Source organism: Thermostichus sp. MS-CIW-30, assembly GCF_054058015.1.
Map to the genome: position 1 here is coordinate 1 of NZ_JBSRZW010000024.1, position 22871 is coordinate 22871.

At 54.9% G+C, this 22871-nt stretch carries 24 protein-coding genes, 1 tRNA gene and 1 pseudogene; 12 read left to right on the forward strand and 14 right to left on the reverse strand.

All coding sequences use genetic code 11. The features are described from left to right. The 3 genes and pseudogenes from ACVWXW_RS10610 to ACVWXW_RS10620 all read right to left on the reverse strand — a co-directional run. Window positions 1-113, reverse strand: a pseudogene (locus ACVWXW_RS10610) (RNA-guided endonuclease TnpB family protein); the annotation flags it as partial. A 131-nt stretch (window positions 114-244) separates the two neighbouring features. After that, on the reverse strand, window positions 245-640 hold the full coding sequence (locus ACVWXW_RS10615) for a DUF4346 domain-containing protein (RefSeq protein ID WP_414407603.1): 396 nt from the start codon (window positions 638-640) through the stop codon (window positions 245-247). Window positions 641-834: 194 nt separating this feature from the next. Beyond that, the gene (locus ACVWXW_RS10620) at window positions 835-1467 is read right to left on the reverse strand and encodes a DUF4384 domain-containing protein (RefSeq protein WP_414330041.1); all 633 of its coding nucleotides are present in this window, start codon (window positions 1465-1467) and stop codon (window positions 835-837) included. A gap of 237 nt (window positions 1468-1704) precedes the next feature. On the opposite strand from ACVWXW_RS10620, the gene ACVWXW_RS10625 reads away from it, so the two are divergent. The 6 genes from ACVWXW_RS10625 to ACVWXW_RS10650 all read left to right on the forward strand — a co-directional run bounded on the left by ACVWXW_RS10625 (window position 1705) and on the right by ACVWXW_RS10650 (window position 6770). Then, window positions 1705-2175 carry a tetratricopeptide repeat protein gene (locus tag ACVWXW_RS10625; protein WP_414418001.1) on the forward strand — a complete coding sequence of 157 codons (471 nt, stop codon included), beginning with the start codon at window positions 1705-1707 and terminating at the stop codon, window positions 2173-2175. Between the two features lie 85 nt (window positions 2176-2260). Continuing rightward, window positions 2261-2345 (forward strand) — tRNA-Ser (locus tag ACVWXW_RS10630). 70 nt (window positions 2346-2415) lie between these two features. Then, window positions 2416-2610 carry a hypothetical protein gene (locus tag ACVWXW_RS10635; RefSeq protein WP_011433320.1) on the forward strand — a complete coding sequence of 65 codons (195 nt, stop codon included), beginning with the start codon at window positions 2416-2418 and terminating at the stop codon, window positions 2608-2610. Window positions 2611-2755: 145 nt separating this feature from the next. Beyond that, the gene (locus tag ACVWXW_RS10640; RefSeq protein ID WP_414418149.1) at window positions 2756-5836 is read left to right on the forward strand and encodes an anti-phage-associated DUF499 domain-containing protein; all 3081 of its coding nucleotides are present in this window, start codon (window positions 2756-2758) and stop codon (window positions 5834-5836) included. Continuing rightward, window positions 5833-6510, forward strand: a complete 678-nt coding sequence (locus ACVWXW_RS10645; protein WP_083757646.1) for an anti-phage-associated DUF3780 domain-containing protein — start codon at window positions 5833-5835, stop codon at window positions 6508-6510. The genes ACVWXW_RS10640 and ACVWXW_RS10645 overlap by 4 nt, the downstream gene beginning before the upstream one ends. Before the next feature lie 41 nt (window positions 6511-6551). Beyond that, entirely contained in the window at window positions 6552-6770 is a 219-nt protein-coding gene (locus ACVWXW_RS10650) for a hypothetical protein (protein WP_041437369.1), read from the forward strand. A gap of 89 nt (window positions 6771-6859) precedes the next feature. Here ACVWXW_RS10650 and ACVWXW_RS10655 read toward each other — a convergent pair whose 3' ends face one another. Next, entirely contained in the window at window positions 6860-7030 is a 171-nt protein-coding gene (locus tag ACVWXW_RS10655) for a DUF5615 family PIN-like protein (RefSeq protein WP_187147225.1), read from the reverse strand. Beyond that, window positions 7030-7269 (reverse strand): DUF433 domain-containing protein, encoded by a 240-nt coding sequence (locus ACVWXW_RS10660; RefSeq protein WP_011433325.1) that lies wholly within the window; start codon window positions 7267-7269, stop codon window positions 7030-7032. Before ACVWXW_RS10660 ends, ACVWXW_RS10655 begins: the two co-directional genes overlap by 1 nt. 52 nt (window positions 7270-7321) lie before the next feature. Here ACVWXW_RS10660 and ACVWXW_RS10665 point away from each other — a divergent pair, with 52 nt between their 5' ends. Further along, on the forward strand, window positions 7322-10126 hold the full coding sequence (locus tag ACVWXW_RS10665) for an anti-phage-associated DUF1156 domain-containing protein (protein WP_457403799.1): 2805 nt from the start codon (window positions 7322-7324) through the stop codon (window positions 10124-10126). A 21-nt stretch (window positions 10127-10147) separates the two neighbouring features. Here the strand turns inward: ACVWXW_RS10665 and ACVWXW_RS10670 are convergent, their stop codons facing one another. Together ACVWXW_RS10670 and ACVWXW_RS10675 are read right to left on the reverse strand one after the other, a co-directional pair. Next, window positions 10148-10597, reverse strand: a complete 450-nt coding sequence (locus ACVWXW_RS10670) for a HEPN domain-containing protein (RefSeq protein WP_457403801.1) — start codon at window positions 10595-10597, stop codon at window positions 10148-10150. Further along, window positions 10557-11072 (reverse strand): nucleotidyltransferase domain-containing protein, encoded by a 516-nt coding sequence (locus tag ACVWXW_RS10675; protein ID WP_414357407.1) that lies wholly within the window; start codon window positions 11070-11072, stop codon window positions 10557-10559. Before ACVWXW_RS10675 ends, ACVWXW_RS10670 begins: the two co-directional genes overlap by 41 nt. A 102-nt stretch (window positions 11073-11174) precedes the next feature. Between ACVWXW_RS10675 and ACVWXW_RS10680 the strand changes: the two genes are divergently transcribed. After that, window positions 11175-13886: a phospholipase D-like domain-containing anti-phage protein gene (locus tag ACVWXW_RS10680; RefSeq protein ID WP_011433328.1), complete on the forward strand. Its 2712-nt coding sequence runs from the start codon at window positions 11175-11177 to the stop codon at window positions 13884-13886. A 94-nt stretch (window positions 13887-13980) separates the two neighbouring features. Here the strand turns inward: ACVWXW_RS10680 and ACVWXW_RS10685 are convergent, their stop codons facing one another. From ACVWXW_RS10685 to ACVWXW_RS10695, 3 genes are all read right to left on the reverse strand, one after another. After that, the gene (locus tag ACVWXW_RS10685) at window positions 13981-14595 is read right to left on the reverse strand and encodes a Uma2 family endonuclease (protein WP_457403802.1); all 615 of its coding nucleotides are present in this window, start codon (window positions 14593-14595) and stop codon (window positions 13981-13983) included. 194 nt (window positions 14596-14789) lie between these two features. Continuing rightward, window positions 14790-15170 carry a Uma2 family endonuclease gene (locus tag ACVWXW_RS10690; protein WP_457403822.1) on the reverse strand — a complete coding sequence of 127 codons (381 nt, stop codon included), beginning with the start codon at window positions 15168-15170 and terminating at the stop codon, window positions 14790-14792. Next, the gene (locus ACVWXW_RS10695; RefSeq protein ID WP_457403803.1) at window positions 15128-15403 is read right to left on the reverse strand and encodes a Uma2 family endonuclease; all 276 of its coding nucleotides are present in this window, start codon (window positions 15401-15403) and stop codon (window positions 15128-15130) included. The genes ACVWXW_RS10690 and ACVWXW_RS10695 overlap by 43 nt, the downstream gene beginning before the upstream one ends. Before the next feature lie 362 nt (window positions 15404-15765). On the opposite strand from ACVWXW_RS10695, the gene ACVWXW_RS10700 reads away from it, so the two are divergent. The 3 genes from ACVWXW_RS10700 to rsmD are packed head-to-tail and all read left to right on the forward strand — an operon-like array spanning window position 15766 to window position 18015. Next, window positions 15766-16527, forward strand: a complete 762-nt coding sequence (locus tag ACVWXW_RS10700) for a HEAT repeat domain-containing protein (RefSeq protein WP_457395642.1) — start codon at window positions 15766-15768, stop codon at window positions 16525-16527. 39 nt (window positions 16528-16566) lie between these two features. Further along, window positions 16567-17454: a Sll0314/Alr1548 family TPR repeat-containing protein gene (locus ACVWXW_RS10705; protein ID WP_457403805.1), complete on the forward strand. Its 888-nt coding sequence runs from the start codon at window positions 16567-16569 to the stop codon at window positions 17452-17454. Between the two features lie 9 nt (window positions 17455-17463). Then, the gene (rsmD, locus tag ACVWXW_RS10710; protein WP_414407375.1) at window positions 17464-18015 is read left to right on the forward strand and encodes a 16S rRNA (guanine(966)-N(2))-methyltransferase RsmD; all 552 of its coding nucleotides are present in this window, start codon (window positions 17464-17466) and stop codon (window positions 18013-18015) included. Here the strand turns inward: rsmD and ACVWXW_RS10715 are convergent. Both ACVWXW_RS10715 and glgA read right to left on the reverse strand, forming a co-directional pair. Further along, window positions 18012-18632, reverse strand: a complete 621-nt coding sequence (locus tag ACVWXW_RS10715; RefSeq protein WP_457403806.1) for a hypothetical protein — start codon at window positions 18630-18632, stop codon at window positions 18012-18014. The two genes, rsmD and ACVWXW_RS10715, sit on opposite strands and share 4 nt — an antisense overlap. Before the next feature lie 45 nt (window positions 18633-18677). Beyond that, window positions 18678-20219, reverse strand: a complete 1542-nt coding sequence (glgA, locus tag ACVWXW_RS10720; protein ID WP_457403807.1) for a glycogen synthase GlgA — start codon at window positions 20217-20219, stop codon at window positions 18678-18680. Between the two features lie 255 nt (window positions 20220-20474). Here glgA and psbD point away from each other — a divergent pair, with 255 nt between their 5' ends. Further along, window positions 20475-21533: a photosystem II D2 protein (photosystem q(a) protein) gene (psbD, locus tag ACVWXW_RS10725; RefSeq protein WP_011432491.1), complete on the forward strand. Its 1059-nt coding sequence runs from the start codon at window positions 20475-20477 to the stop codon at window positions 21531-21533. Between the two features lie 121 nt (window positions 21534-21654). On the opposite strand, the gene ACVWXW_RS10730 is transcribed toward psbD, so the two are convergent. Both ACVWXW_RS10730 and ACVWXW_RS10735 read right to left on the reverse strand, forming a co-directional pair. Beyond that, complete coding sequence (locus ACVWXW_RS10730) at window positions 21655-22218, reverse strand: shikimate kinase (RefSeq protein ID WP_457403809.1); 564 nt, start codon at window positions 22216-22218, stop codon at window positions 21655-21657. Between the two features lie 11 nt (window positions 22219-22229). Further along, window positions 22230-22868, reverse strand: a complete 639-nt coding sequence (locus tag ACVWXW_RS10735; RefSeq protein ID WP_414332173.1) for a riboflavin synthase — start codon at window positions 22866-22868, stop codon at window positions 22230-22232. Between the last annotated feature and the right edge of the window lie 3 nt (window positions 22869-22871).

The window sequence follows — 22871 nt, forward strand, 5'->3', positions numbered from 1 at the left end:
GTGTCGAGAATCTGGTTGCAAGCATTCGCAAAGCCCTGCAAAGTGCGGTCAATTTCTTGACGCAACTCTTGTGGGACTATCAGCTTGCAACGTACGGATATAGTCTGGCTCATGGGCTTATTGTAGTTCATCCAGGCTTTTGACCGGCAAACCTATAAGGAGGAGGGCTTTCCTCCCGACACCAAGCCTGCGGCTATGGTGCGGGTCTCCAGCCCGAAAATTTGGTGAGCTTTCTGGGAAGGGATCAGTCTTGGATGTACTCCTCGCCAGAGATCAGGGCAGCTTCGGCTTTTTGAAACTCCCTTCCCAAGTAGGCCGCATGGCTGAGCTGGGAGACCACTCTCTCCTGCTCCTTTTCAAAGATCTGTACACACAGTTCTTTGGCCGTGCGCCCAACATACACCCGTTCAGGGGATCGGTTGACGGAGCCCTTGGCCGGGATCACAGCTCCTGTCTCCGGATCGGTGGCCAGCCCCCGCTCGTTGATGACGGTGCTGTAGTACTTGGCGCAAATGAGGTTCTGCTCCCGATCCAAGTAGATGACGAAATAGCCCGCCGGATCCAGATCCAGGGGTCGGCGGGAGAGATGGTCGTCAATACTGCGAATCTGCTCGCTCAGGGGATTGGAGGAAGGGGACATAGAACGGCTGACCCAGAACCACACAGGACGTAGCCGAGACTACCTTTGGCTGCTCTCATTGTGGCAGATGAACCCAATCTTTGGGCAGCCTTTGGGGTGGTTGACTTCCTTCCCAGCTTGAACGGTGGGGCTGGTCATATACCCGATGAAGGGGATCCTGTGCGGGCCATCCACCTGAGGTCTCAGAGCTTGGATTAGCGCGGGGCAACCCGATAGAATCGGGTGGCCGTCACCCACTGGTCGGAAGGGATCCCCTCGACGATGATGGCGCGGGCAATGGCATTGCCCAGTTGGGATCCCCGCACCCGCACGTCGGCAAAGGAGCCACTCTGCTCAAAAGAGGCAATCTCCTGGAAGTTGAGAGGACGGGGAGAGGCCACCGCTAACACCTGGGCTTGGCCGAAGGGTGGAGCGATGGTCAACCGATAGCTGGCCCCTGGCGGCGGGAAGGTGCGCACTTCTCCGGCCCGCAGAAACTCGTTGCCGCCGGAAAAGCGGTTGGGCAAAATCAGATGGGTACGGCCATCGGCTTGGATGCTGAACAGGTAAACGTAGGCATCGCGGTTGGTGCTCAGGGTAATGGCAATCGGCTCGCCAGGCCGGTAGATGGGGTTAGACCCGTGCCGATCCAGCTCCAGATTCACCCGCAGGTCGGAAGGAACGGGGTTGACAATGATGGAGCGGGTGCCAACATCCAACTGACGAGTATCGGCCAGTTGCAGCCTTTGTAAAGGAGGGTAGATGCCCAGGGTTTGCGGAAAAACAGCGGTGGTCGGAGCCACAGACAGCCCCAAAGCCAGCGGTAGGAAAAGCAGTTTGGCATTCATGGTTCACACCCAATCAATGGCTATGTTCATCCTAGGAAGGGGCGCAGGTTATGCGGGTCAGGCTTTGCGCAATCTCCAATCTCTTGCCGCGGCAGTTTCTCCTGCTGCAGATGGCACCCCCAAGAGGGAAAAGACGGTAAACCAGCGGGGGCACGGCTCTGTTCTCGGTACCTGGGATGGGAATTGGGAGCCACCGGTTTGGCAAGGGTTAATCTACAGGTAAGGGATCCCTTCCTCATGCCAGCTTCCCAGTCAACCCCCAACTTGCTCATGGCTCACGACAGCTACCAAGAAGGCATCGCAGCGGTACAAGCGGGCGATTTCCAGGCTGCCATCCGGGCATTTCGGCAGGCGGTTGCTGCCGATCCAACCCATACCGAAGCTCGTTACAAGCTGGCCTGGGTACTGGGCATGAGCGGCTATCTGGATCCGGCCCTGGCAGAGCTGGAAGCCGTTTTGGCGGCAGATCCCAACCATGTGGCAGCCCATTACAATCGAGGGGCCCTCCTCTTGCAAAAGGCCCAACTGGAAGCAGATGAGGACGGACAAATCGATCTGGCCGTTCTGCAACAGGCGGAAGCAGCCTTTCAAGCGGTGATGCGCTTGGATCCCACCGACCAACGGGCCTTTGCCTTCCTCAATTTGGTCAAGCGGGCCATTCGCAACCATCAGGCGTCCACTCAGGTCTCCGGCGGCAGTGGCGGGTAAATCTGTGGGGGTTGTGGTCGGCAGCGATTGCACAGCCAGAAACCCATTGCGTAACATAAGTAAAGCCTGGGGATCCCGGCAATTTGGAGAGGTGTCCGAGCGGTTTAAGGAAGCAGTCTTGAAAACTGCCGTGGTTGACGCCACCGTGGGTTCGAATCCCACCCTCTCCGTTTATCTTGAGGTAAAGCCCAACGGGTCGAAGCTACAGAGATTCACTGGCCCAGAGGGGGAGCTATCCACATGACCATCCTTGATTTATCGACCTTGACCACTCAACAGCTCAAAGACATAGCTTGGCAGTTGCGGGGCACTCCCGCAGTGGAGCCCATCTATCGGGAACTGGGATCCCGACCCAAGAGCATAGTGATTGCACCTGAAGATCCCCAGTGGACAGAAAAGGTTAACCAAATCCTCACAGAGGGATCCCCATCCTGACCGTCGCATCCCAAACAAGGCGGGACATGAATATCGAACAGCCGCCCTTGCCTGCCTGTGTCAGCTCTGCTAAATACTGAACACCCCCCACAGTTCCTTTAGTTGAAGAGAGGGTCACCATCTTGGGTAGCAGGAGCTAGCCGCAATGATTCCCACCGTCAAAGACGTTTGTCAAATTCATCCTATGGCCTTGAACTACGCCATAGTTGAGCAAATTGAAAATCTGTCGAATGTTATCGAGCATACAGCAGAGGATGCCCGGGCATTCTTCGCCAAAAACCACATTACCCGCGGGATGGATCTGTTGCTGCGTCAGGGGCTCAAACGGCTGGCAGGTCGCTCCGACCAAGCGGTGTTTGAACTCAAACAGGCGATGGGGGGTGGTAAAACCCACTCCATGATTGCCCTAGGGTTGCTGGCGCGGGATGCCGCTTTGCGTGCCGAGGTTGTGCCAGACATCACTCAAGATGCTCCTTTTGCCGACGCTAAACTGGTTGCCATCAATGGACGCCTCAAGTTCGAGCAACGGTTTATTTGGGGAGAGATTGCCCGGCAACTGGGGAAAGAAGAGGCTTTTGTCAAATTTTGGCAGCACGGAGCAGATGCCCCCAGTGAGCAGGATTGGATTGATTTAATTGGAGATGAACCCACCCTCATTCTATTGGACGAGCTGCCGCCCTACTTCGACTACGCCATTACCCGCATGGTGGGCGGAGGTACATTGGCGCAAGTGACAACCTACGCCCTATCGAACCTGCTGAGTGCCGCCTTGAAGTTAAAGCGCTGCTGCATTGTCATTTCCAATCTATCCGGCAGCTACGAAGGAGCCTCACGGGAACTGCAAAAAGCAATCGGTAACTTCGCTCAAGAAACCAACCGCCAAGCGCGATCCATCACACCGGTAGACCTGGGCACATCGGAAATTTACGACATTCTCCGCAAGCGGCTATTTAGCTCCCTGCCCAATGTACAAACCATTGATGCAGTTGCTTCTGCCTACGCAAAAGTGCTGGGAGATGCAGCCAGAGCCAAATCAATTGCCAAAACTGCCGAACAAATTGCCGCCGAAATTCATGCTTCTTACCCTTTCCATCCTTCGGTTAAGCACATCATTGCCCTATTTAAGGAAAACGAAAGCTACCGTCAAACTCGCGGCTTGATGCAGTTTGTTTCAAAAATAATCCAGTCGGTATGGGAGCGTCCCAGCAACGATGTCTACCTGATCGGTTGCCAGCATCTGAACCTCAACATCCCAGATGTGCGGGAAGAGATCAACAAAATCAGCAATCTACAGGGAGCGATTGCCCACGATATTGCGGCCAATGGCACTGCTGTCGCTGAACTGGTGGATCAAAAACTGGGCCATGATGCTGCCAGTCAGATTGCTGCCCTGCTGTTGACTGCCTCTCTGTCTGAATCAGTTGATGCTGTGAAAGGCTTTACCGAGGGGCAATTTTTGGAATACCTAGTAGCTCCTCAGCGGAATGTCAGCGAATTTCAGGATGCTTTTCAAGCGTTCCGTGCCAACGCCTGGTACCTGCACCGCAAAGAAAACGATGCTTGGTACTTTTCCAACATCGAGAACCTGCGTAAGCGCATTGATAGCCGTGCCCGCAACGCTCCCCAGCCGAAAATTGATGCGGAAATGAAGCGGCGGCTGGAAGAAATTTTCCGACCCCAACGGCGGATTGCCTATCAAGAGGTGCAAGCCCTGCCCAAAATTGATGAGATTCGCCTCAATGGCCCGCGGGTGTGCCTGGTACTCAGCCCAGACAGCAAAACACCCCCAGAAGAGGCCCAGCAGTTTTGGGAAAGTGTTCCCGAGAAGAACAACTTTTGTGTGGTTACCGGAGATGGCTCCAATCTGGCCAGCCTAGAAGACAAAACCCGTCGTTTGTGGGCCGTTGCCCGAGTACTGGAAGAAACCGGTGGAGACAAATCCCCCCACAAAGCAGAACTGGAGGAAGAGGCCGAACAAGCCGCCTACGACTTTAACGCCACTGTGGTCAGCCTGTTCAATCGGGTCTATTACCCCATCAAGGGCAAACTGACTCCTACCAAGCTCTCCATGACCTTTACGGGCAATACCTTCCATGCTGAAGAGCAGATCGAAAAAGCCCTATCCGATGTCGGTGCATCCAAGCTGTATGTCGATGTGGAAGCCAATGCCGAGGCGTTGCTGTCGCGAGCAGAAGACCTGTTGTGGCCGGCAGGGGGAGAGCGGCGTATCCCTTGGCGAGACGTGGTTTCCCGCACCATCACCAACGAGCGCTGGCCCTGGTTGCCCCCCAAAGGAATGGATACCCTGCGGCAGATAGCCGTCAGCCAAGGTCGCTGGCGGTACACCGAAGATGGATACATCGAAAAGGGGCCCTTTCCGCCCCCCCGCACATCCGTAGCCATCACCCAGCGAGAATACGATGACCGCACCGGTACGGCTACCTTGGAAATTCTGCCTCGAGATGCGGGCAAAAATGGCCGTGTTCACTACAGCTACACGCCCAATGTGGATGCCAACAGCCCTGTGGTGCCCGATACGATCTGGACAACCGATGCCACTGCCCTGTGGTTTGTCGCCATTGACCCGGATGGCCGGCACGAGACAGGGGATGTCTATGCTTGGAAGAATACGCTGACCCTCACCCACCAGCCTCGTATTGGCGGCGGCAAGCGCACCGTAGAGCTAACCGTGAAACCCCGTGGTCAAATTCGCTGGAACACCACGGGCATTAACCCACGGGAAGGCACCCTCTACACTGGCCCCATCGAACTAGAGGGATCAGAAGCCGTTACCATCTATGCCTACGCCGAAGATCAAGGGGTGAGCACCACTCGCAACTTCACGATCCCGGCGCTCGACCAAAAAGGGCCGGTGATTGACAAAAACAAACCGGCTAAGCTGCACAAGCGCCTCAACCTGCAAGGAAATAAGGCGAGTTATACGGCCATCAATCAGAGCAAGGCTTTGGGTGTGCGACTGGCGGGTGGGATCTCCCTAACCGTGGGGGAAGGGAACCGAGCCATCACCACCCGTTTTGGAAGCGATATGGTGGTAAAAGCGGAAGACATTGAGCAGTTTATTGCGATAGCACGTCAGGCTTTGGGCAATGAGACGGCAGAGGTGAGTCTGCGCTTGGACGACCTACGCTTCAGCAGCGGCCACGATTTGGAAGTCTTTTTGCATCGGTTGGAAATCAATCCTGAGCCGGGAGAGGTAGAGCAGTGAGCGATAAAAAATGGGAGACGGTGGGGTTCGGCTGTCCCAAAACCGTTGATCCCCACCACTTTGTGGTCGAAATACCTGCCGGCAGAACCGCTCCTGTGCTGATTTACGAAGTCTATGGCATCAAGGCGGGCATCAACGGACAGCCGGACATTGCGGAGCGCTGTGTTCTCAGCCGGTCTATCTGGAGCCAGATTGCTGAGGATCTCAAACAAGAGTTTAATGACCGCCTGCGGGCGAAAAAAATGAATCCGAGCCGTTGGACAACTGGCCGCAACCTCGTAGAACGTCTGCTGGGGAAGGAATTGCTGGTGCTGGCTTGGGCAGTAGAACGGGCCAAACCGGAGGCGATCCCCAATGCCATTCGCAACTGGAGAGGGCTGCGTCCAGAAGAGCGCTGGTGGCTTTACACCATGACAGCAGCGGCGACAGGGGGTGTCGATCACGGGAATATCGGTTGGCGCAAAGCCCTGCGCTATGCCCTCACAGAAAATCCCTTGACGGAACTGAGTGTGCCCACTCCGGTCAAGCGCCCATACCAGCCAGCTTGTTCCGATAGCTTGCGTAGCGAAGCCGTAGAAGCCGATCAACTCAGCCTGTTATCCTGCTTGCAAGAAGATCCCTCGCCCTTTTGGGATAGTGAAGCAACCATTGGCACGACAAAGCTAAGAGATTAAGTTATACTAGATAAAACCGCCTATTTGGGAGAATGCAAATGATGACAGAACTGCTGGAGAAAGCGATTAGCAAGTTAAAAGCTCTACCCACAGAGGAGCAAAATGCAATTGCCAGCCTGATTCTTGATGAGCTAGAAGACGATCAGCGATGGGAAGAATCCTTTGCTTCTTCAGCGGATATGTTAGCAAAACTCGGTGCCGAGGCAATAGCCGAGTATCAAGCAGGCAAGACGGAAGAATTAAACCCCGAAACACTGTGAAATCTCGCACCACTGCCCAGTTTCGCAAGTTGTTTAACGCTCTTCCAGAGTCCATTCCAGATTTGGACAAGCTAGACTTACAAAGGACGCTAATCCCGATCAAAAGTCAATATAATCCGCTTCTCTTGTGCAGCTCTAGCCAAGACCTCGAAATCTTTAGTACCTGGAGCTTCCTCTGAGAGCGATGCCACATCTAAGCCAGCATCTCGCAATAGACAGATACTTAAGCGTGGAAAATTTTCATTGACGAGAAATTGCATCAACTAACTTTATCTGAAAAACTGTAGAAGTTCATTTCACGCATACATTCTTGGATATAGCTAAACATAGCCCTAAGTGCTTCTGGAGTCAGCGTAGGGTAGTTTTCCAAAATCTGCTTTTCCGTCCAGCCTGCCGAAAATAGCCCCAAAATAAATTCCACCGATAGGCGACTTCCTCTGAAAACTGGCTTACCCAGGAGAATATCGGGATCCGAATGAATATAGTCTTCCCAGTTCACGGCTTAGGGCCCTAAGAGCTACCATGATCGATGGTATCGCCGGAGATCTCCCTTGTCCATCATCCCCCTTGCTTGGAAAGATAAGCCGAGTTTGATCGAGCGGCTCTTGCCTGCCCAAAAAATCAGCGCCGAAGCCCAAAAAGAACGCAAAGCAAATTTGGGACAAACCCTCACCGCCTTGGGAAGTTACTGGAAAGGGCGCAAACCCCTCATCCTCGCCAAAGCCTGTGTGTTGGGAGCATTATTGCCTGCCACCGATAACCCCGAAGCCGATCTGGAAATTTTTGAATTGCTGATGGGCATCGCCGACAGCAGTTTGGAACGGCGTTTGAAATCGCCACGGGACAAACTCAAATTGGCGCAACGCTCTTACCTGGAAAAACTGGAACTCTGCAAACGGCCGGAAGAATGCGACGATGCCACCCTCTACGGCCCCATTTGGGATCGGGTGAACCAACATTTGGGGACAAATGCCCACAGTTTCCCGGAATTGGTGGAACAACTGGGGACTTTGCGGTTTGGCCATCGCCCGCGGGTGGGAGATACCTTCTGCGGCAGCGGCCAAATCCCCTTTGAAGCGGCCCGGCTGGGCTGCGATGTCTATGCCAGCGACCTCAATCCCATTGCCTGTATGCTCACTTGGGGAGCGCTGAATATCGTGGGGGCAGATGAAGCCACCCGTCGGGAAATTGAGCAAGCCCAAAGGGAAGTAGCCGCAGCGGTGGATCAGGAAATTACGAAGCTGGGCATCGAGCATGATGAACACGGCAACCGCGCCAAAGCCTATTTGTATTGCCTGGAAACTCGTTGCCCTCACACGGGCTGGATGGTGCCAATGGCTCCCAGTTGGGTGATCAGCAAAACCCGCAATGTGGTGGCGAAGTTAATCCCCAATTACGACCAAAAACGCTTTGAAATTGAAATTGTCACGGGAGTGAGCGAAGCGGAAATGACCGCCGCCGCCAAAGGCACCGTGCAAAAGGGCGATTTGGTGTACGTGCTGGATGGGGAAGAATACCGCACGCCGATCAAAACCATTCGCGGCGATTACCGCCTGCCCGATGGCACCACCGGCAACAAACTGCGCCGCTGGGAAAAACACGACTTTATGCCCCGCCCGGACGATATTTTTCAAGAACGGCTGTATTGCATTCAGTGGATAACGGCGGAAACCTTGGGCCAAAGCCGCCAAGAAACCTTTTTTGCCAGCGTCACCCCCGCCGATTTGGCACGGGAACAAAAGGTGGAACAAATCGTGCGGGAAAACCTGGCCGCCTGGCAGGAAGCTGGCCTGGTACCCGATATGGCGATCGAACCGGGGGAAGAAACCACACGCCTCGTTCGCGAGCGGGGCTGGACGTATTGGCATCATTTGTTTAACCCACGGCAGATATTTTTACATCAGTTATTTCAATCAAGTTTATTAAACAAGAACTCAAGAATATTTTTATTATTTGGTTCAATTAGCGCTCTCGATTGGAATTCAAGATTATGTCATTGGCATACTAGCTGGGAAAAACCTGAAAACACATTCTATCAACAGGCATTGAATACTATGTATACTTATGCAATACGGACAACAGCTTTAGATAAAAACGCAAGATTTCCTTCTTATAAAAGGGATTTGCTGAATGGAGAAATAAAAGTTATTCATGCTCTGTCCGCCAACAACTGTAATGCTTTTAGTGATATTTTCATCACCGATCCACCGTATGCGGATGCGGTGCATTACCACGAGATCACGGAATTTTTCATCGCGTGGTTGCGGAAGAATCCGCCCAAGGAGTTTGCCGATTGGGTGTGGGACAGTCGGCGGGCGTTGGCCATTCAGGGCAAAGGGGAAAAGTTTCGGCAGGACATGATTGCCGCCTATAGCGCCCTAGCGAACCACATGCCCGACAACGGCTTGCAAATTGTGATGTTTACCCATCAGGATGCGGAAGTATGGTCGGATATGGCCAGCATCATGTGGGGGGCGGGCTTGCAAGTTACAGCCGCTTGGTACATTGCCACCGAAACCACCTCCGAACTGAAAAAGGGCGGGTATGTGCAGGGCACGGTATTGTTGGTAGCGCGCAAGCGGGTGCGCGACGAGTCCGCCTATCGGGACGAACTGGTGGAGGAAGTGCGGCAGGAAGTTGCCCATCAAATTGAGACCATGGTGGGGTTAAATCAGAGTACCAAGGGCAAGGGGCGCACCGAAAACCTATTTGAGGATGCCGATTTGCAAATGGCAGGTTATGCGGCAGCGTTGCGGGTATTGACGGGCTACCGGCGCATTGATGGACAGGATATGGTGGCAGCAGCCCTGCGCCCCCGACCCAAAGGCGAAAGAGACATCGTGCGAGAAATTATTGATTACGCTGTGCAGGTTGCCAATGAGCATCTTGTACCTGAAGGCATCGCGCAGGGGGTGTGGGAGGGGTGCTGTGGTGCAGAGCGCTTTTATCTGAAAATGATGGAACTGGAAGCGGTAGGGCTGAAGAAGCTGGACAACTACCAGAACTTTGCCAAGGCATTTCGAGTTGGCGACTATGGCGAATTGATGGCCTCTCAGCAGCCCAACAATGCCCGACTCAAAAATGCTCTAGACTTCAAGAAGAGCAGCTTTGAGGGCGAATTTGGCCGCTCAGCACTGCGAGCCGTTTTGTTTGCTCTCTACGAACTGCAGAAAGAGGCGGATAGCGATGAGGTGATGGAACACCTGCGGTCTTTGGTGCCCAACTACCACATGCGCCGGGATGATTTGATGGCTTTTTGTCAATACATCGCCCGCAAGCGAGAACACCGCTATCCAGAAGAATCCTCAGCCGCTAATATCTTGTTTGCACTGATTAGAAATGAACGCTTGGGTTGAAGAAGAAGTTATAGGATTAACTCACTCACAAGTTGTATTGCCAGGGCTTCCTTCAAGCTCAGCATCTGAGTTAAAGTATTTCTCAACAATCGACTTTATTTGGTTAACATAAACTATAGCCTTGTCCGCATTTTTTTGTTTGTAGTATTCCAAGGGGACAATATCTACAGCTCCATAAAAAGCCAACTCCCTATCTTTGCGCATCTCAAATGATATGTTTTCCAGCAAGGCTATTTCCTCGTCAGAAAGCTCTGGGAACCGTTCCCTATTTTCTGCTACTTGGCCACCAGGGTCATGGGTTTTGCCGTAGTTTATTCCCTTAATGATTAGGCAAGCTTTGATGAATAACTCAATGACTTCTTGGCACATCCGAACTACATCAGCGTAATCGCCAACCTCATAGAAGAATGACAACGCTTGGATGCGATAATTAGCCCTTTGATAGTAGTCTCTTGCTAATTTCTTTCTCATCGTTATTCACCCAATAGGGGATCCCCCGGCATACTTTATACGTAATTAAACTGTCACAGATGAGTTGATTGACTATATCCCTGATCTGCGTGATGCAGTTCTGCTTTTCATAGATGATGTGGTGGTTGGTAGCCACTTCATAAGTCAAGCTGGCTGGCCTGCATAGCTCTGTGGGCTTTAGCAAGATAAAGTTTATCTCCAAGCCAAGAAGTTTTTCTAGATCCCTGCAGGTAGGAAGCAGTAAGTCATCTCTGCTTCTGCAATCGGGTATATTCTCTGCAATTACTAATAAATCGAGGTCAGAGCCGTGAACCCATGAATTATTGGCGCGGGATCCATAGACAACAATAGCCCACAGATCCGAGCCAAAGACGGATTGAATTTTCTCTTGAATAAGCCGCGCTTGTGCTTCGGATATTCCTATGCTGCGCTTCTCTCTGCCCTGAAAGCCTGCAGACTCTTGTACGGTTGACATGGCTACCTTGCGCTGATCAGCTTATTCTGCAAAGACGCTGCTTGCGCCTTCGGCTGCTCATTTTAAGGCTAGAGTATTGTTACAATTTTACCCCAGCCCGCCATGTCCAGCACTTCTTTCCTACGCCGTTTCAGTTCCCGCCAGCAGCGGCTCAGCCATGTCTTTCTCAAAGATCGCCTGGCAAAGGCACGCACCTACAAGCGCATTGCTGGGTACTTTCGCTCTTCTATTTTTGAATTGGTGACTGAAGAGATTACACACATCGAGCAGGTGCAGATCGTCTGTAACAGCGACTTGGATCCCTGGGATATTGCCATCGGCAAAGCTTCCCGCCAGGCCAGAGAAATGGCGCTCAAAGAAAAATGGAACGAAGAGAAAGGAGAATTGATCACCAGCCTATTACAGCGCCCCCGCTACCGTCAACTTTACGAAATCCTCAAAAGCGGCAAAGTGGAAGTGCGAGTGGTGTCAGCCGCAGATGCCCCCTTTCTCCACGGCAAAGCAGGTGTTATTGAGGCAAGAGATGGCACCAAATCTGCTTTTATCGGCAGCCTCAACGAAACGCGGCAGGGATGGCAAGAGCATTACGAAATTGTCTGGGAAGACCAGTCGCCAGAAGGGGTTGCTTGGGTCGAAGCGGAGTTTCAGTACCTGTGGGAACGGAGTGTTCCTCTGCCAGAAGCGATTGTGGAAGAGGTGGGGCGATTATCTCGCAAGGTAGAGGTATTTCTTCAAGACTTGCAACCTGTCGATGTTCCTGGAGCCGCATTGGTGGAAGCCCCTCTCTATCGCCGGGGTGAGGTTCTCAAACCATGGCAGCAGTCGTTTGTGGAAATGTTCCTGGAACACCGAGAGCTGTATGGTGCAGTGCGACTCATTCTGGCAGATGAAGTGGGGCTGGGTAAAACCTTGTCTTTGGCGGTTGCGGCGATGGTGGCGTGCCTTTTGGAAGATGGGCCAGCCTTAATTCTTTGTCCGGCTACCCTCTGCCAGCAGTGGCAAGTGGAACTCAAAGATAAACTGGGCATTCCCTCTGCTGTGTGGCTCTCCAACCGCAAGGTATGGCAAGATGCCAATGGGCACATCATCAAAACCAAGGGTGCTGAAGGTATTGGCCGTTGCCCCTATCAAATTGGTATTGTTTCTACGGGTCTCATCTTTCACAATGCCCCCGAAGCCCAATGCCTTTTGGAACGACGCTTTGGCACGATTGTCCTGGATGAGGCCCACCGCGCCCGCTGTACCCGTGGTGTCACGGTAAGGGATCCCAAACCCAACAATCTCTTGGACTTTATGGGCAAGGCGGCCACCCAGTCCAAGCACGTCCTTTTGGGCACAGCCACCCCCATCCAAACCCATGTTGAGGAGCTGTGGGATCTGCTGGGAGTGCTCAACAGCGGTGCCGAGCATGTGTTGGGACGACGGCATCAGCAGTTGTGGCAGCAGACGCAAAGGATCCTGCCCATCTTGACAGGACAACAAGCAGTGACCGACGAGCATTTTGCCTGGAATTTGCTCCGCAATCCTCTGCCGCCATCTGTTGAGGATCCCTTGTTTGACCACATCCGCAGCGATCTGAAGCTCTTCAAAGGTCAACACTTCACAGATAAGCCCCTGACGGAATTGGAGGACTTCACCCGCCAAGAACTGCGAGATGCCCTGGAAGAGCGCCAACAGGGGCTGACTTTTTTCCAGCGACACAACCCAATTCTGCGCCATACCGTATTGCGAAAACGCTCTACCTTGGAAGAATTGGGCTTGCTTGAGCGGATTGCCGTCGATATTTGGCCGAGCGAGGGAGAGCAATTGCCCATGTTCTGTGGGCTGGGTTTGCTCACTTCTCCCGAATTTGATGTGGCCTATGAAGCTGCCCAAGATTTTGCTAGGGCTTTGAGACAGCGTACCCAATCCGCTGGGTTTATGAAAAGCATCATGCAAAGCCGGATCTGCTCCAGTATTGCCAGCGGCCTATCTACGGCTCAGAAACTACTGGAAAAGCGGCGTTTTTTTGAGGAGGACGGAGAAGAAGATTGGCTGTTAGACAACCTTCCAGAGATTTTAGAGGCAGAATATGCCCATTTGGAGCGCATTGTTAGCGTCTTGAGCCAAAAGAGCACGGATCCCAAACTCGATGCCGTCCTCTATTTCCTACAGGAACGACACTGGCTGGACTTGGGATGCATCATTTTCAGCCAGTATTTTGATACCGCCCATTGGGTGGCCAACAACCTGAGCCAACGTCTGCCTCAAGAAAGTGTGGCTCTCTATGCAGGCGCCCACAAGTCGGGTTTGTTTTTTGCCGGAGAATGGCGGAGCGCAGAGCGGGAAGATATCAAGAGAGCCGTGCGAGAGCGTACCATTCGGCTGGTGGTGGCCACCGATGCTGCTTGTGAAGGTCTGAATCTCCAAACTTTGGGCACGCTGATCAACATTGATCTCCCTTGGAATCCTTCCCGCCTAGAGCAGCGCATCGGGCGGATCAAGCGCTTTGGTCAGACCCGCGACCGTGTGGACATGCTCAACCTGGTGTACCACGGTACCCACGACGAAAAGGTATACGAGGTGCTTTCTCAGCGGATGAAAGATCGCTACGACTTGTTCGGTTCTTTGCCCGATACTATCGAAGATGAGTGGATTGAGAATATCGAAACTCTGGAGGCCAAATTGCAGGAGTTTACAGAGCGCAAGAAACAGGCCAACGCTTTTGAGCTGCGCTACGCAAGCACAGTTGAACCCAAAGGCCCAAGATGGGAGACCTGCGAAAAGGTGTTGTCCCGTCGGGATATTGTGGAACGTCTTTCAGAAGGGTGGTAGCCATATATCAGCCAATTCGATATGCTTCTGCCAATGGGCTGGAAAAAGTTGCCTCTGACCACGAGTTAATACGGGCGGAAGTGCCTTGACCATGCTAGGCTCCAGCCCGAAAAATCTGCTCAGCCGTGAGGTTTAATTCAGGGAAAACTTTAGAGCGAATCCGGTCATTGCCCCGAAATAATTGCGCCTGATATTCCTCATTGACCAGTTGGAAAACAGAGATTGTGGGAACCTTCGGCTCGCCAATGTACCGACGACCCCCCAACGCTTGGTAGTCAACGATCCAGTATTCGGCAATACCTAACGTCTCGTAGTCACTCAGCTTATGCCAGTAGTCATCTCGCCAGTTGTTGCTGGTGATTTCAATGACAAGAGGAATAGAGGTTCCGTGGATGAGCGTCGAGGATTTCTGCCACAGGGGTTCTCTGGCCAAGGCGGTACGGTCAATCAGCACCCCATCAGGAGCGTAGGCAGTATCGCCTTCCGGCGCCTTGATCAAGGTGTCCCGACCTAGAAAATAGTTGAGGTTGCACCTGCGGATTTCTAATGCCAATTGGATGGCAAGAAAACCACTGATTTCATCATGTTTCCCTGTGGGTTGCATCTCAACCGCAACTCCGTTGTGTAGTTCGTATCGTCTGTTAGGTTTCCACTCCAGAAACTCAGCAAAAGTCATTGGCTTAGAAGACACAGCATAGGTAGCAGTCATAGTTTTTCCTCCCTTGAATGAGTTAAAACGCCCTAGATACTTCTGCAAACATTGTCGCCCATCTCATCCTTTAATAGTCTTTTATGGCATAGCCGTGTAACCCTAGCCAGAGCCGGATGTAGATATCTAGCAGAATCACTTCAGGCATTCCCAACTTGCCTCATCTACGTTTCAAGTGGGGGAGTAGGTTCTTGTCAGGAGCGTGTTGCATTTGAATCTTGCTCTAATTCAATATCACCGTAAATGTCTGCCAGGGAAAAAGTGATGTTGACAGATGGCAGCGTAACAACATCATCCAGGGCATGGTAGTCCCTGAAGATCCACTCGACATTTCCCTGGCGGCGGTAGTGTTCTACACTGATTCGAGCTTGGTCAATTAGCAGATACTCCTGTAAAGTTGGGAGAGAGCGATAGGCAGCAAACTTCGCTCCTCTATCGTAGCTTTCGGTGGCAGGCGAGAGCACTTCCACAATTAAGATAGGGTTAGTGACAGTATCCTTGCGCCCTTCTTTAAGCTGAACTGGGTTTTGGATCACCATACCATCGGGATAGACATATTGTTCGAAGGCAGGTATGTAAAGTCTGAGATCACTAGAAAAAACGGAAAACCCTTGCCTCTTAGCTTAAGCCAAAGTAGGGCATTGACACTGGTAATCAGTTGGCTATGAATGGGTGTGCCGCCAGTTATCTCAATAATTTCCCCATTGCGAAATTCACGGCGGATCCCGCCTGTGGCCTCTGATTCAGCTTCCAGGGCAAAGTATTCCTCTGAAGTGTGGGTTTTACGGGGGGCGAGGGCAGTGGTCATGGCATCTCCTCAGGCAGCGGCAGAATGGCTCAAACGGTCAGTCGGGTGTCGAGAAGCTCGACGCGGTGGCCTTCGGGTTCTCTCGGTCGCAAGTGCAGCCAACCTCTCTGCGTCCTTCGTCGGCCTCTCCATGATGAGAGGTATCCTGCGATTCTGGGGTAAAGACCGGTGGTGGGGAGCTGACGCTTTTGTTATCCTGTCGCATAAGCTCCCCCTCTGGGATCCCAGGGGAAAGTGGGCCAACCTTGCCTGACACTGAACGCCAGCACAGCCCGCATAATGTTCCCGCACAATGTCCTGCACAATGTTGTGTCAGCAAGACTTGGTTCTCGATGGCAGGTTTGCAGAGAGGACGTGACCTGATGTTTACTTGGCTCTGGACGAAACAATTTTCTCGCTTGAATCAAAGGCTACAGAGCCTAGAGGTAGCCCGCGAGGAAAACCTTCTGTCTCCCGATCTGAGCGCTCAAACTCTGCAGGTGGCCCCCGACTTTTGGGAACGGCAGCACCAAGCCTTTGTCTATGTGGATAAGCAAATGCGAAGGCTCAGCCGTCGCAGCAAGATTTGGGGAGGAATGGCGCTGCTGGCCATTCTGGCCGATGCGGCTTTGATAGTGGCAGGTCTGGCAGCGTTCCAGTCTTGGCAGCAGGTGCAGGCGGATCGCCAATTAACTCGCATTGCCCAACAGGTTGCGGCTGTCGATCCTGTGCAGCAAGCTTTTGATGATCTGGTGGCTCAATTGCCCCAGATGAGCGGGGCAGAGCGATCTCGTGCCCTAGAGGCGTTGCAGGCTCTCTCGGCCATCTCGATGGCCTATGGCGGCTACTCCTCCGACGGTTCTGCGGGTATTTCTGTGTACAGCTCTGCTCTCCCAGCAACCCCTCTTGAGGCTCAACTGCAAACCATTTACCGGTTGGGGCAAATGCGGGTGGTGGAGGCGGTGCCGGCTTTGCTGACCAAGCTTGCGGACGATGAACCGGTGGTGCGGGAGGCGGCGGCCCGTGCCCTCGGCCAAATCGGGGATCCGCGCGCCTTGGATCCCTTGCACGATCTTCTGGCCTATGAGCCCAATGAGTTGGTTCAAGATGCCGCTATTGCTTCGATTGCCCAACTGCTGCGCTGAAGAGAGGGTTAGATGGGGGTGGGAGTTGAGGCACTGGGGATGAGTATCGGCAAAATGAGCAGGCTGGGCAAACTGCTGGGGGTGATTTGTTGGGTGTGGGGATCCGCTCTGCCCGTTTGGGCGCAGGATCCCTTCCGCAGCGGGGACAATGCCCGCCCCATCAGGCCGGAGGTGGCGGCAGCTTTTGAAGAGTTCTTCTGTTCAGGCCGCTACAGCCAGAGCCGGGAAAAACTGGAAATGGCCAAGAAGGCCTCCCCCGAAGAGCCGATGGTCTATGCCCTGTTGGCGGCGCTGGCCTATCAGGAGGGAGACCTGGAAGCATTTGCCCAGTTGGCCACTCAAACCCGACAGGTGGCCGCCGAGTTGAAAAAGACGGATCCCTTGCGTGGCAACCTTTACGAGGGTGTGGGCTACGGGCTAGAGGCAGCCAACATAGTGGTGCGAGATGGGGTGGTCATCGGTTTGCCCAAAGCTCTGCCCACCCTCAATCAATTGTTTGCCTCCATCCGGGCCGCCCAAGCAGTGGACAGCAGCGATCCGGAGCTCAATCTGCTCAACGGCTACATGGATTTGCTGCTGACCTACCGGGAGAAGGCTCTAAATCAGTTTCGGATGGCAGCTCCTGACTATCTGTCCTACCGCGGCCAAGCTCTGGCCTACCGGGATATGCAGCGCTTTGACGAGGCGCTGGAGGCGGTGGATCGAGCCATTGCTGCTTCTTGCAGCAACCCCGAGCTTTACTACCTCAAGGCGCAAATTCTGGTTTCCAAAGGGCAAGACCGAGAGGCCGTCCCCCTTTTCGATCAGGCCCTGCAAGCTTCCGCCCAACTGCCCCAACCTTTGGTGGAGCAAATCCAGATGGAGCGGGATCGCGCCGCCCAGCGCAGTGGGTTGACCGGCCAGTTGCCGGCCACGCCTAGCCCCTGAAGGGATCCCATGAGCCTGCGCATCAGCGGCAAACGAGCGCTGCAAACTCCCACTGGCTTGGGCACCCGACCCACCCCTGGCCGGGTGAGGCAGGCCTTGTTCAACATCTTGCAAGGGCAGGTGGAAGGCTGTCGCTGGCTGGATCTGTGCTGTGGGGCCGGTACGGTGGGGGCAGAAGCCCTGTGTCAGGGGGCCGCTTTTGTGGCCGGGATCGAGATTGCCGCCCCTGCCTGCCGCATCATCCGAGCCAACTGGGCCAAGGTGGCGCAGCTGGGGCAATCTTTCCAGGTCATTCAGGGAGATGCCCGCAAGCTGCTCAGCCGCGGCCTGAACTTGGAGCCATTTGATTACGTGTACTTTGCTCCTCCCTACGAGGCCGGTCTGTACGCCCCGCTCCTGCCCCTGATCCCGCCCTTGCTCAAGCCAGGCGGAACCTTGATCGTCGAGCATCGCAGCGGCCAGAAGCTACCAGACCAGGTGGGATCCCTGCTGCGCTTTGACCAACGAACCTATGGGCAAACGGCGCTGGCTTTCTATCGCAATCTGGAAGAGCAGCTCTAGCTGGGGAAGGGAGTGCTGACGAAGCCGATTTCCAAGAGCTGCTGGTAGGCTTGGGTGCCCAGCTCGCGGGTTGGGCTCTGGCTGTTGATGACCTGGATCAGCCAGCCCACGGCCTCTTCCGGTCGCCCGGCGGCGCGGTAGACCACGGCCAAATCGTAGGCAGCTTGATCCCGGGCTTGGGCGGCAACACGGGCCAGCTCCCGCTGTTCTTCGGAGATGCGGTTTTGGATCCCGGCGAAGGCGCGGGAGAGATCTTGGTGGTAGTTGGAGCGCTGGTTGTAGGCGTTGAACACCTGCTGCAGCAGCTCGACAGCCTGGTCGTAGTTTTGCGCTTGGATGGCGGCATTGGCTTCGGCGGCCAGTTGTTCGGCTCGCAATGCGCTGAGGGCGCTGCTGGGTTGCTCTAGGGCGCGAAACTGCTGCGGATTGGGAATAAGCTGCTGTCCGGCAGGGAGCTGCTGAGCGGTGGCCCAGAAGGTGGAGCCCACGCCCAAGATGAGGCCGAGCAGTACGCCGAAAACCAACCGCGCCCAAGAACGGCGCAGAAGGCTGAGCCCCTGTGCGATGGCGTCCTGGCGACAGCCTTGGGAAGCAACAGCGGGACGTCGTCCAATCATGTGCGGGTAACCCCCAAAACCTCTCTTGACCCGTTCCACTCTACCCTACTCCTCGGGCCTTTGCTGCAGCTCAGGGATCCCTTTGGAGCGAGGCTGGGAGGAGATGGGCTTCTTGAGCTTGGGCGGAGAGGAGCTGGGCGAGTTGGGTGGCTCTGGAGGCTTTTCCGGCAGCAGCGGTAGGTTGAGAATCAGCTCATACATGCGCAGGTATTCCAGCGCTGAGCGGTGCCAACTGAAATCGCTGGCCATGCCCCGCTTCTGCAGCGCTTGCCAAGTTTCTTTGTGCTGGAAGGCTTCCCAAGCCCGCGCCAGACAGGTGTAGAAGTCCAGGGCTTCGTAGCGGTCAAAGCAGTAGCCGGTGCCGATCCCCTTGCTGGGGATGTGGTGGCTGACCGTATCCACCAGCCCCCCCGTGCGGCGGACGATGGGCACACACCCATAGCGCATGGCGATCATTTGGCTGATGCCGCAGGGCTCAAAGCGGCTGGGCATCAAAAACGCATCTGCCCCCCCGTAGATCAACTGGGCCAGCTTGGGTTGGTAGCCTTTTTGGTAGGCCATTTTGCCCGGGTGCCGCTCGGCCATCTCCCGGATCCGCCCTTCGTAGTAGGCTTCGCCGCTGCCTCCCAGCAAAACAAATTGCGCGTCGCTGTAGGCCAAAAAGCGATCCAAGGCTTGGATGAGCAAGTCGATCCCTTTTTGCTCCACCAAACGGGCCACCATGCCCATCAGAAAGGTATCTGGGTTGACGGTCAAGCCCAACTTGGCCTGTAGCGTGGCTTTGTTGGCCGCCCGCCCGCTGAGGTCATCGATGCTGAAATTGGCCTCTAGGTCTGGGTCGGTGCGGGGATCAAATCTGTCGATGTCGATCCCATTCAAAATTCCTCGCAACCGTTCCCCTTTCCAGGCCAACAAGTCCTGCAGTCCTTCCCCATGCAGAGGGGTGCGAATCTCCATCGCGTAGGTGGGCGAGACGGTATTCACTTGGTCGGCATAGAGGATCCCGGCAGCCATGGTGTTGTGGGCAGAAAAATACCAGGGCAGCCAGGTCATGCGCTCCAGTTGCCAGCGCCAGGGCCCTTGATAGGCCAGGTTGTGGATGGTGAACACCGTGCCAATATCGGGAGCTTGGTGCATCCAGGCCGGGATCATGCCGGTGTGCCAATCGTGGCAGTGGATGATGTTGGGTTTCCAGGGGTAGTAAGTCCAGGCAAATTCGGCTACGGCGTTGGCAAAAAAGGTGAAGCGCCAGAACTCGTCCTCGCCGTAGTAGATGCGGTGGGGAGCAAAGCAGTAGTGGCTGACCAAGTAGAGGGGCACATCGGTGCCGGGCAAAACGCTTTCGTAAATATCGGCCACCTGACCCATGACCTGTTTAGACCAGATGGGATCTTTCGAGCGGGGGTATTGCCCTGGTTCCTGGCCGAACTTGTCCCAGAGAAAGCCATACAGAGGCATGATGATGCGGACATCCTGCCCCAGCTTGCGCAAAACGACAGGCAGGGATCCCACCACATCCGCCATGCCCCCCACCTTGGCCAAAGGTGCTGCCTCTGCCGCTGCGAACAAAATCCTGGCTTGAACCACGCTGCCCTCCCTGGTGTTGTGGGCTCCGCTCCGCCGCCGCGAACGGATCCCGGCTCAGTTGCCCTCAGCCAAAACCCTTCCCATCCTAAAACACAAGGGATCCCTGCGCCGGATGAGCTGATGCAGCGCCTCATCTTGAGGTTATGTTGCAACTTATTGATTTTTCGTAAGATGGAAGGACAGTGCTGCTCAGAACTGTTGTGGGCGCTGCTGTATTGCACTTTATTCGTCGTCATTGTTCTGGAGAGACGTCCTATGACCATAGCGGTAGGGCGCGTGCGTCAGGAGCGAGGATGGTTCGACATCGTCGATGACTGGCTCAAGCGCGACAGATTCGTGTTCATCGGCTGGTCCGGGCTGCTGCTGTTCCCCTGCGCTTACCTAGCCCTGGGCGGCTGGCTCACCGGCACCACCTTTGTAACTTCCTGGTACACCCACGGGTTGGCCAGCTCCTACCTGGAAGGGTGCAACTTTTTGACCGTAGCCGTCTCCACCCCCGCCGACAGCATGGGGCACAGCCTGCTGCTGCTGTGGGGCCCCGAAGCCCAGGGGGACTTCACCCGCTGGTGCCAGATTGGGGGGCTGTGGACCTTTGTGGCCCTGCACGGAGCGCTGGGGCTGATTGGCTTTATGCTGCGGCAATTTGAGATTGCCCGGCTGGTGGGGGTGCGGCCCTACAACGCCATTGCGTTTAGCGCGCCGATAGCGGTGTTTGTGAGCGTGTTTTTGATTTACCCGCTGGGGCAGAGCAGCTGGTTTTTTGCGCCCAGCTTTGGGGTGGCGGGGATTTTCCGCTTTTTGCTGTTTTTCCAGGGGTTCCACAACTGGACGCTGAACCCGTTCCACATGATGGGGGTGGCTGGCGTTTTGGGTGGAGCGCTGCTGTGTGCCATCCATGGGGCGACGGTGGAGAACACCCTGTTTCAGGATGGGGAGGCGGCCAGCACCTTTCGGGCTTTTGAGCCGACGCAGTCGGAGGAGACCTACTCGATGGTGACGGCCAACCGGTACTGGAGCCAGATTTTTGGGATAGCGTTTTCCAACAAGCGGTGGCTGCACTTTTTCATGTTGTTTGTGCCGGTGACGGGTTTGTGGATGTCGAGCATTGGGGTAGTGGGGTTGGCGCTGAACCTGCGGGCGTATGACTTTATCAGTCAGGAGGTGCGGGCAGCGGAAGACCCTGAGTTTGAGACGTTTTACACGAAGAACATTTTGCTGAACGAGGGGATTCGGGCGTGGATGGCGCCGCAGGACCAGCCCCATGAGCGCTTTGAGTTCCCTGAAGAAGTCCTCCCCCGCGGCAATGCGCTCTAAAGGAAGCTACCCTGGCTGCGTCAGGGATCCGCTCCCGGCGAATCTTGAGTAATCAAAAATCAAAAACTAAAGAGTTCAGGGATCCCTCATGGGATCCCTTTTTGTGTTGGGCGCGAGGTGGCTAGGAGGGGATCCCGTCTCGCAGGCGGGCGCGAATGGCTTGCCAGATCTGTTCAACCAATTGGGGCGGGCTGGTTTCTGACCGGATGGGCACCCGCACGTCGGCTTGGGCGTAGAACGGCTCTCGCTCTTGCATCAGCTTGTGCAGGGCAGCTTGGGGGTCGGGGGTTTGCAGCAGGGGGCGTTGGCCGGGATCCCGCTTGAGCCGCTGCCAAATCAGCTCGGGGGTCGCATCCAGCCAAACGGTGAGGCCATGGTGCAAGTAGCTCCAATTTTTGGGGCGCAACACAATGCCGCCGCCTGTGGCGATCACCAACCGGGTGTAGCTGCTCAACTGGGCCAACACCTGCGTCTCCAGATCCCGGAAGTAGGCTTCCCCATGCTCGGCGAAGATCTGAGCGATGGAAGAACCCCCCACCTGCTCCACCAGACCATCGGTGTCGAAAAATTGAAAGCGCAACTGGGCTGCCAGCTCCGATCCCACGGTGGATTTGCCGCTGCCCATCATCCCAATGAGATAAACATTTACGCCGCGCAGGCGCTCAACTTCCTCGGGGTGGATCATGGGAAAGGTACCTAGATATAGCCATGCTCGGCCAGAAACTCCAGAGAAACGCTGCTCTCGGGGGGCAGCAAGCCCAGCAATTTTTCCACATACTTGCCCAAAATATCCGCCTCTATGTTGACGGGATCCCCAACTTGGAGCTGGGAAAGGTTGGTCTCGCGGTAGGTTTGGGGGATCACAGCCACCTTGAACCAGCAGCCCCCTTGGCGCACCTCAGCAATGGTCAAGCTCACCCCATTCACCGCCACGCTGCCCTTGGGTACGATGTAACGCCCGATCTCTTCGGGAACCTTGAAGCTCAGCTCCCAGGCGTTGCCAGTGGCGGCTTGATCCCACAGTTGCCCCACCCCATCGATATGGCCGCTGACAAAATGCCCCCCTAACTTGTCTCCTACCCGCAGCGCCGGTTCCAGGTTGACTGTGCGCGGGCCGAGGGATCCCTGGCCCCAAGTCGAGCGCCGCAGGGTTTCCGGCGAAACATCGGCCAAAAATCCATCGGGCAGAATCTCCACCACCGTCAGGCAAAGGCCGTCCACCGCCACGCTATCTCCATAGGCCAACTGAGGTTGCAACCGGGGACAGGTAACCCGTAGCTGCGAAGAATTGATCAACTGGGCTGTGCCCAAACTTCGAACCAGACCCGTAAACATTGC

Bases quoted from the DNA above. Each gene is read 5' to 3' on its own strand.
- ACVWXW_RS10695 (WP_457403803.1), bottom strand. From the start codon at position 15,403: ATGACCACTGCCCTCGCCCCCCGTAAAACCCACACTTCAGAGGAATAC.
- ACVWXW_RS10705 (WP_457403805.1), top strand. From the start codon at position 16,567: ATGAGTATCGGCAAAATGAGCAGGCTGGGCAAACTGCTGGGGGTGATT.
- ACVWXW_RS10635 (WP_011433320.1), top strand. From the start codon at position 2,416: ATGACCATCCTTGATTTATCGACCTTGACCACTCAACAGCTCAAAGAC.
- ACVWXW_RS10685 (WP_457403802.1), bottom strand. From the start codon at position 14,595: ATGACTGCTACCTATGCTGTGTCTTCTAAGCCAATGACTTTTGCTGAG.
- ACVWXW_RS10670 (WP_457403801.1), bottom strand. From the start codon at position 10,597: ATGAGAAAGAAATTAGCAAGAGACTACTATCAAAGGGCTAATTATCGC.
- rsmD (WP_414407375.1), top strand. From the start codon at position 17,464: ATGAGCCTGCGCATCAGCGGCAAACGAGCGCTGCAAACTCCCACTGGC.
- ACVWXW_RS10680 (WP_011433328.1), top strand. From the start codon at position 11,175: ATGTCCAGCACTTCTTTCCTACGCCGTTTCAGTTCCCGCCAGCAGCGG.
- ACVWXW_RS10675 (WP_414357407.1), bottom strand. From the start codon at position 11,072: ATGTCAACCGTACAAGAGTCTGCAGGCTTTCAGGGCAGAGAGAAGCGC.
- ACVWXW_RS10655 (WP_187147225.1), bottom strand. From the start codon at position 7,030: ATGCAATTTCTCGTCAATGAAAATTTTCCACGCTTAAGTATCTGTCTA.
- ACVWXW_RS10650 (WP_041437369.1), top strand. From the start codon at position 6,552: ATGACAGAACTGCTGGAGAAAGCGATTAGCAAGTTAAAAGCTCTACCC.
- ACVWXW_RS10730 (WP_457403809.1), bottom strand. From the start codon at position 22,218: ATGATCCACCCCGAGGAAGTTGAGCGCCTGCGCGGCGTAAATGTTTAT.
- ACVWXW_RS10640 (WP_414418149.1), top strand. From the start codon at position 2,756: ATGATTCCCACCGTCAAAGACGTTTGTCAAATTCATCCTATGGCCTTG.
- ACVWXW_RS10715 (WP_457403806.1), bottom strand. From the start codon at position 18,632: ATGATTGGACGACGTCCCGCTGTTGCTTCCCAAGGCTGTCGCCAGGAC.
- ACVWXW_RS10615 (WP_414407603.1), bottom strand. From the start codon at position 640: ATGTCCCCTTCCTCCAATCCCCTGAGCGAGCAGATTCGCAGTATTGAC.
- ACVWXW_RS10735 (WP_414332173.1), bottom strand. From the start codon at position 22,868: ATGTTTACGGGTCTGGTTCGAAGTTTGGGCACAGCCCAGTTGATCAAT.
- psbD (WP_011432491.1), top strand. From the start codon at position 20,475: ATGACCATAGCGGTAGGGCGCGTGCGTCAGGAGCGAGGATGGTTCGAC.
- ACVWXW_RS10625 (WP_414418001.1), top strand. From the start codon at position 1,705: ATGCCAGCTTCCCAGTCAACCCCCAACTTGCTCATGGCTCACGACAGC.
- ACVWXW_RS10620 (WP_414330041.1), bottom strand. From the start codon at position 1,467: ATGAATGCCAAACTGCTTTTCCTACCGCTGGCTTTGGGGCTGTCTGTG.
- ACVWXW_RS10700 (WP_457395642.1), top strand. From the start codon at position 15,766: ATGTTTACTTGGCTCTGGACGAAACAATTTTCTCGCTTGAATCAAAGG.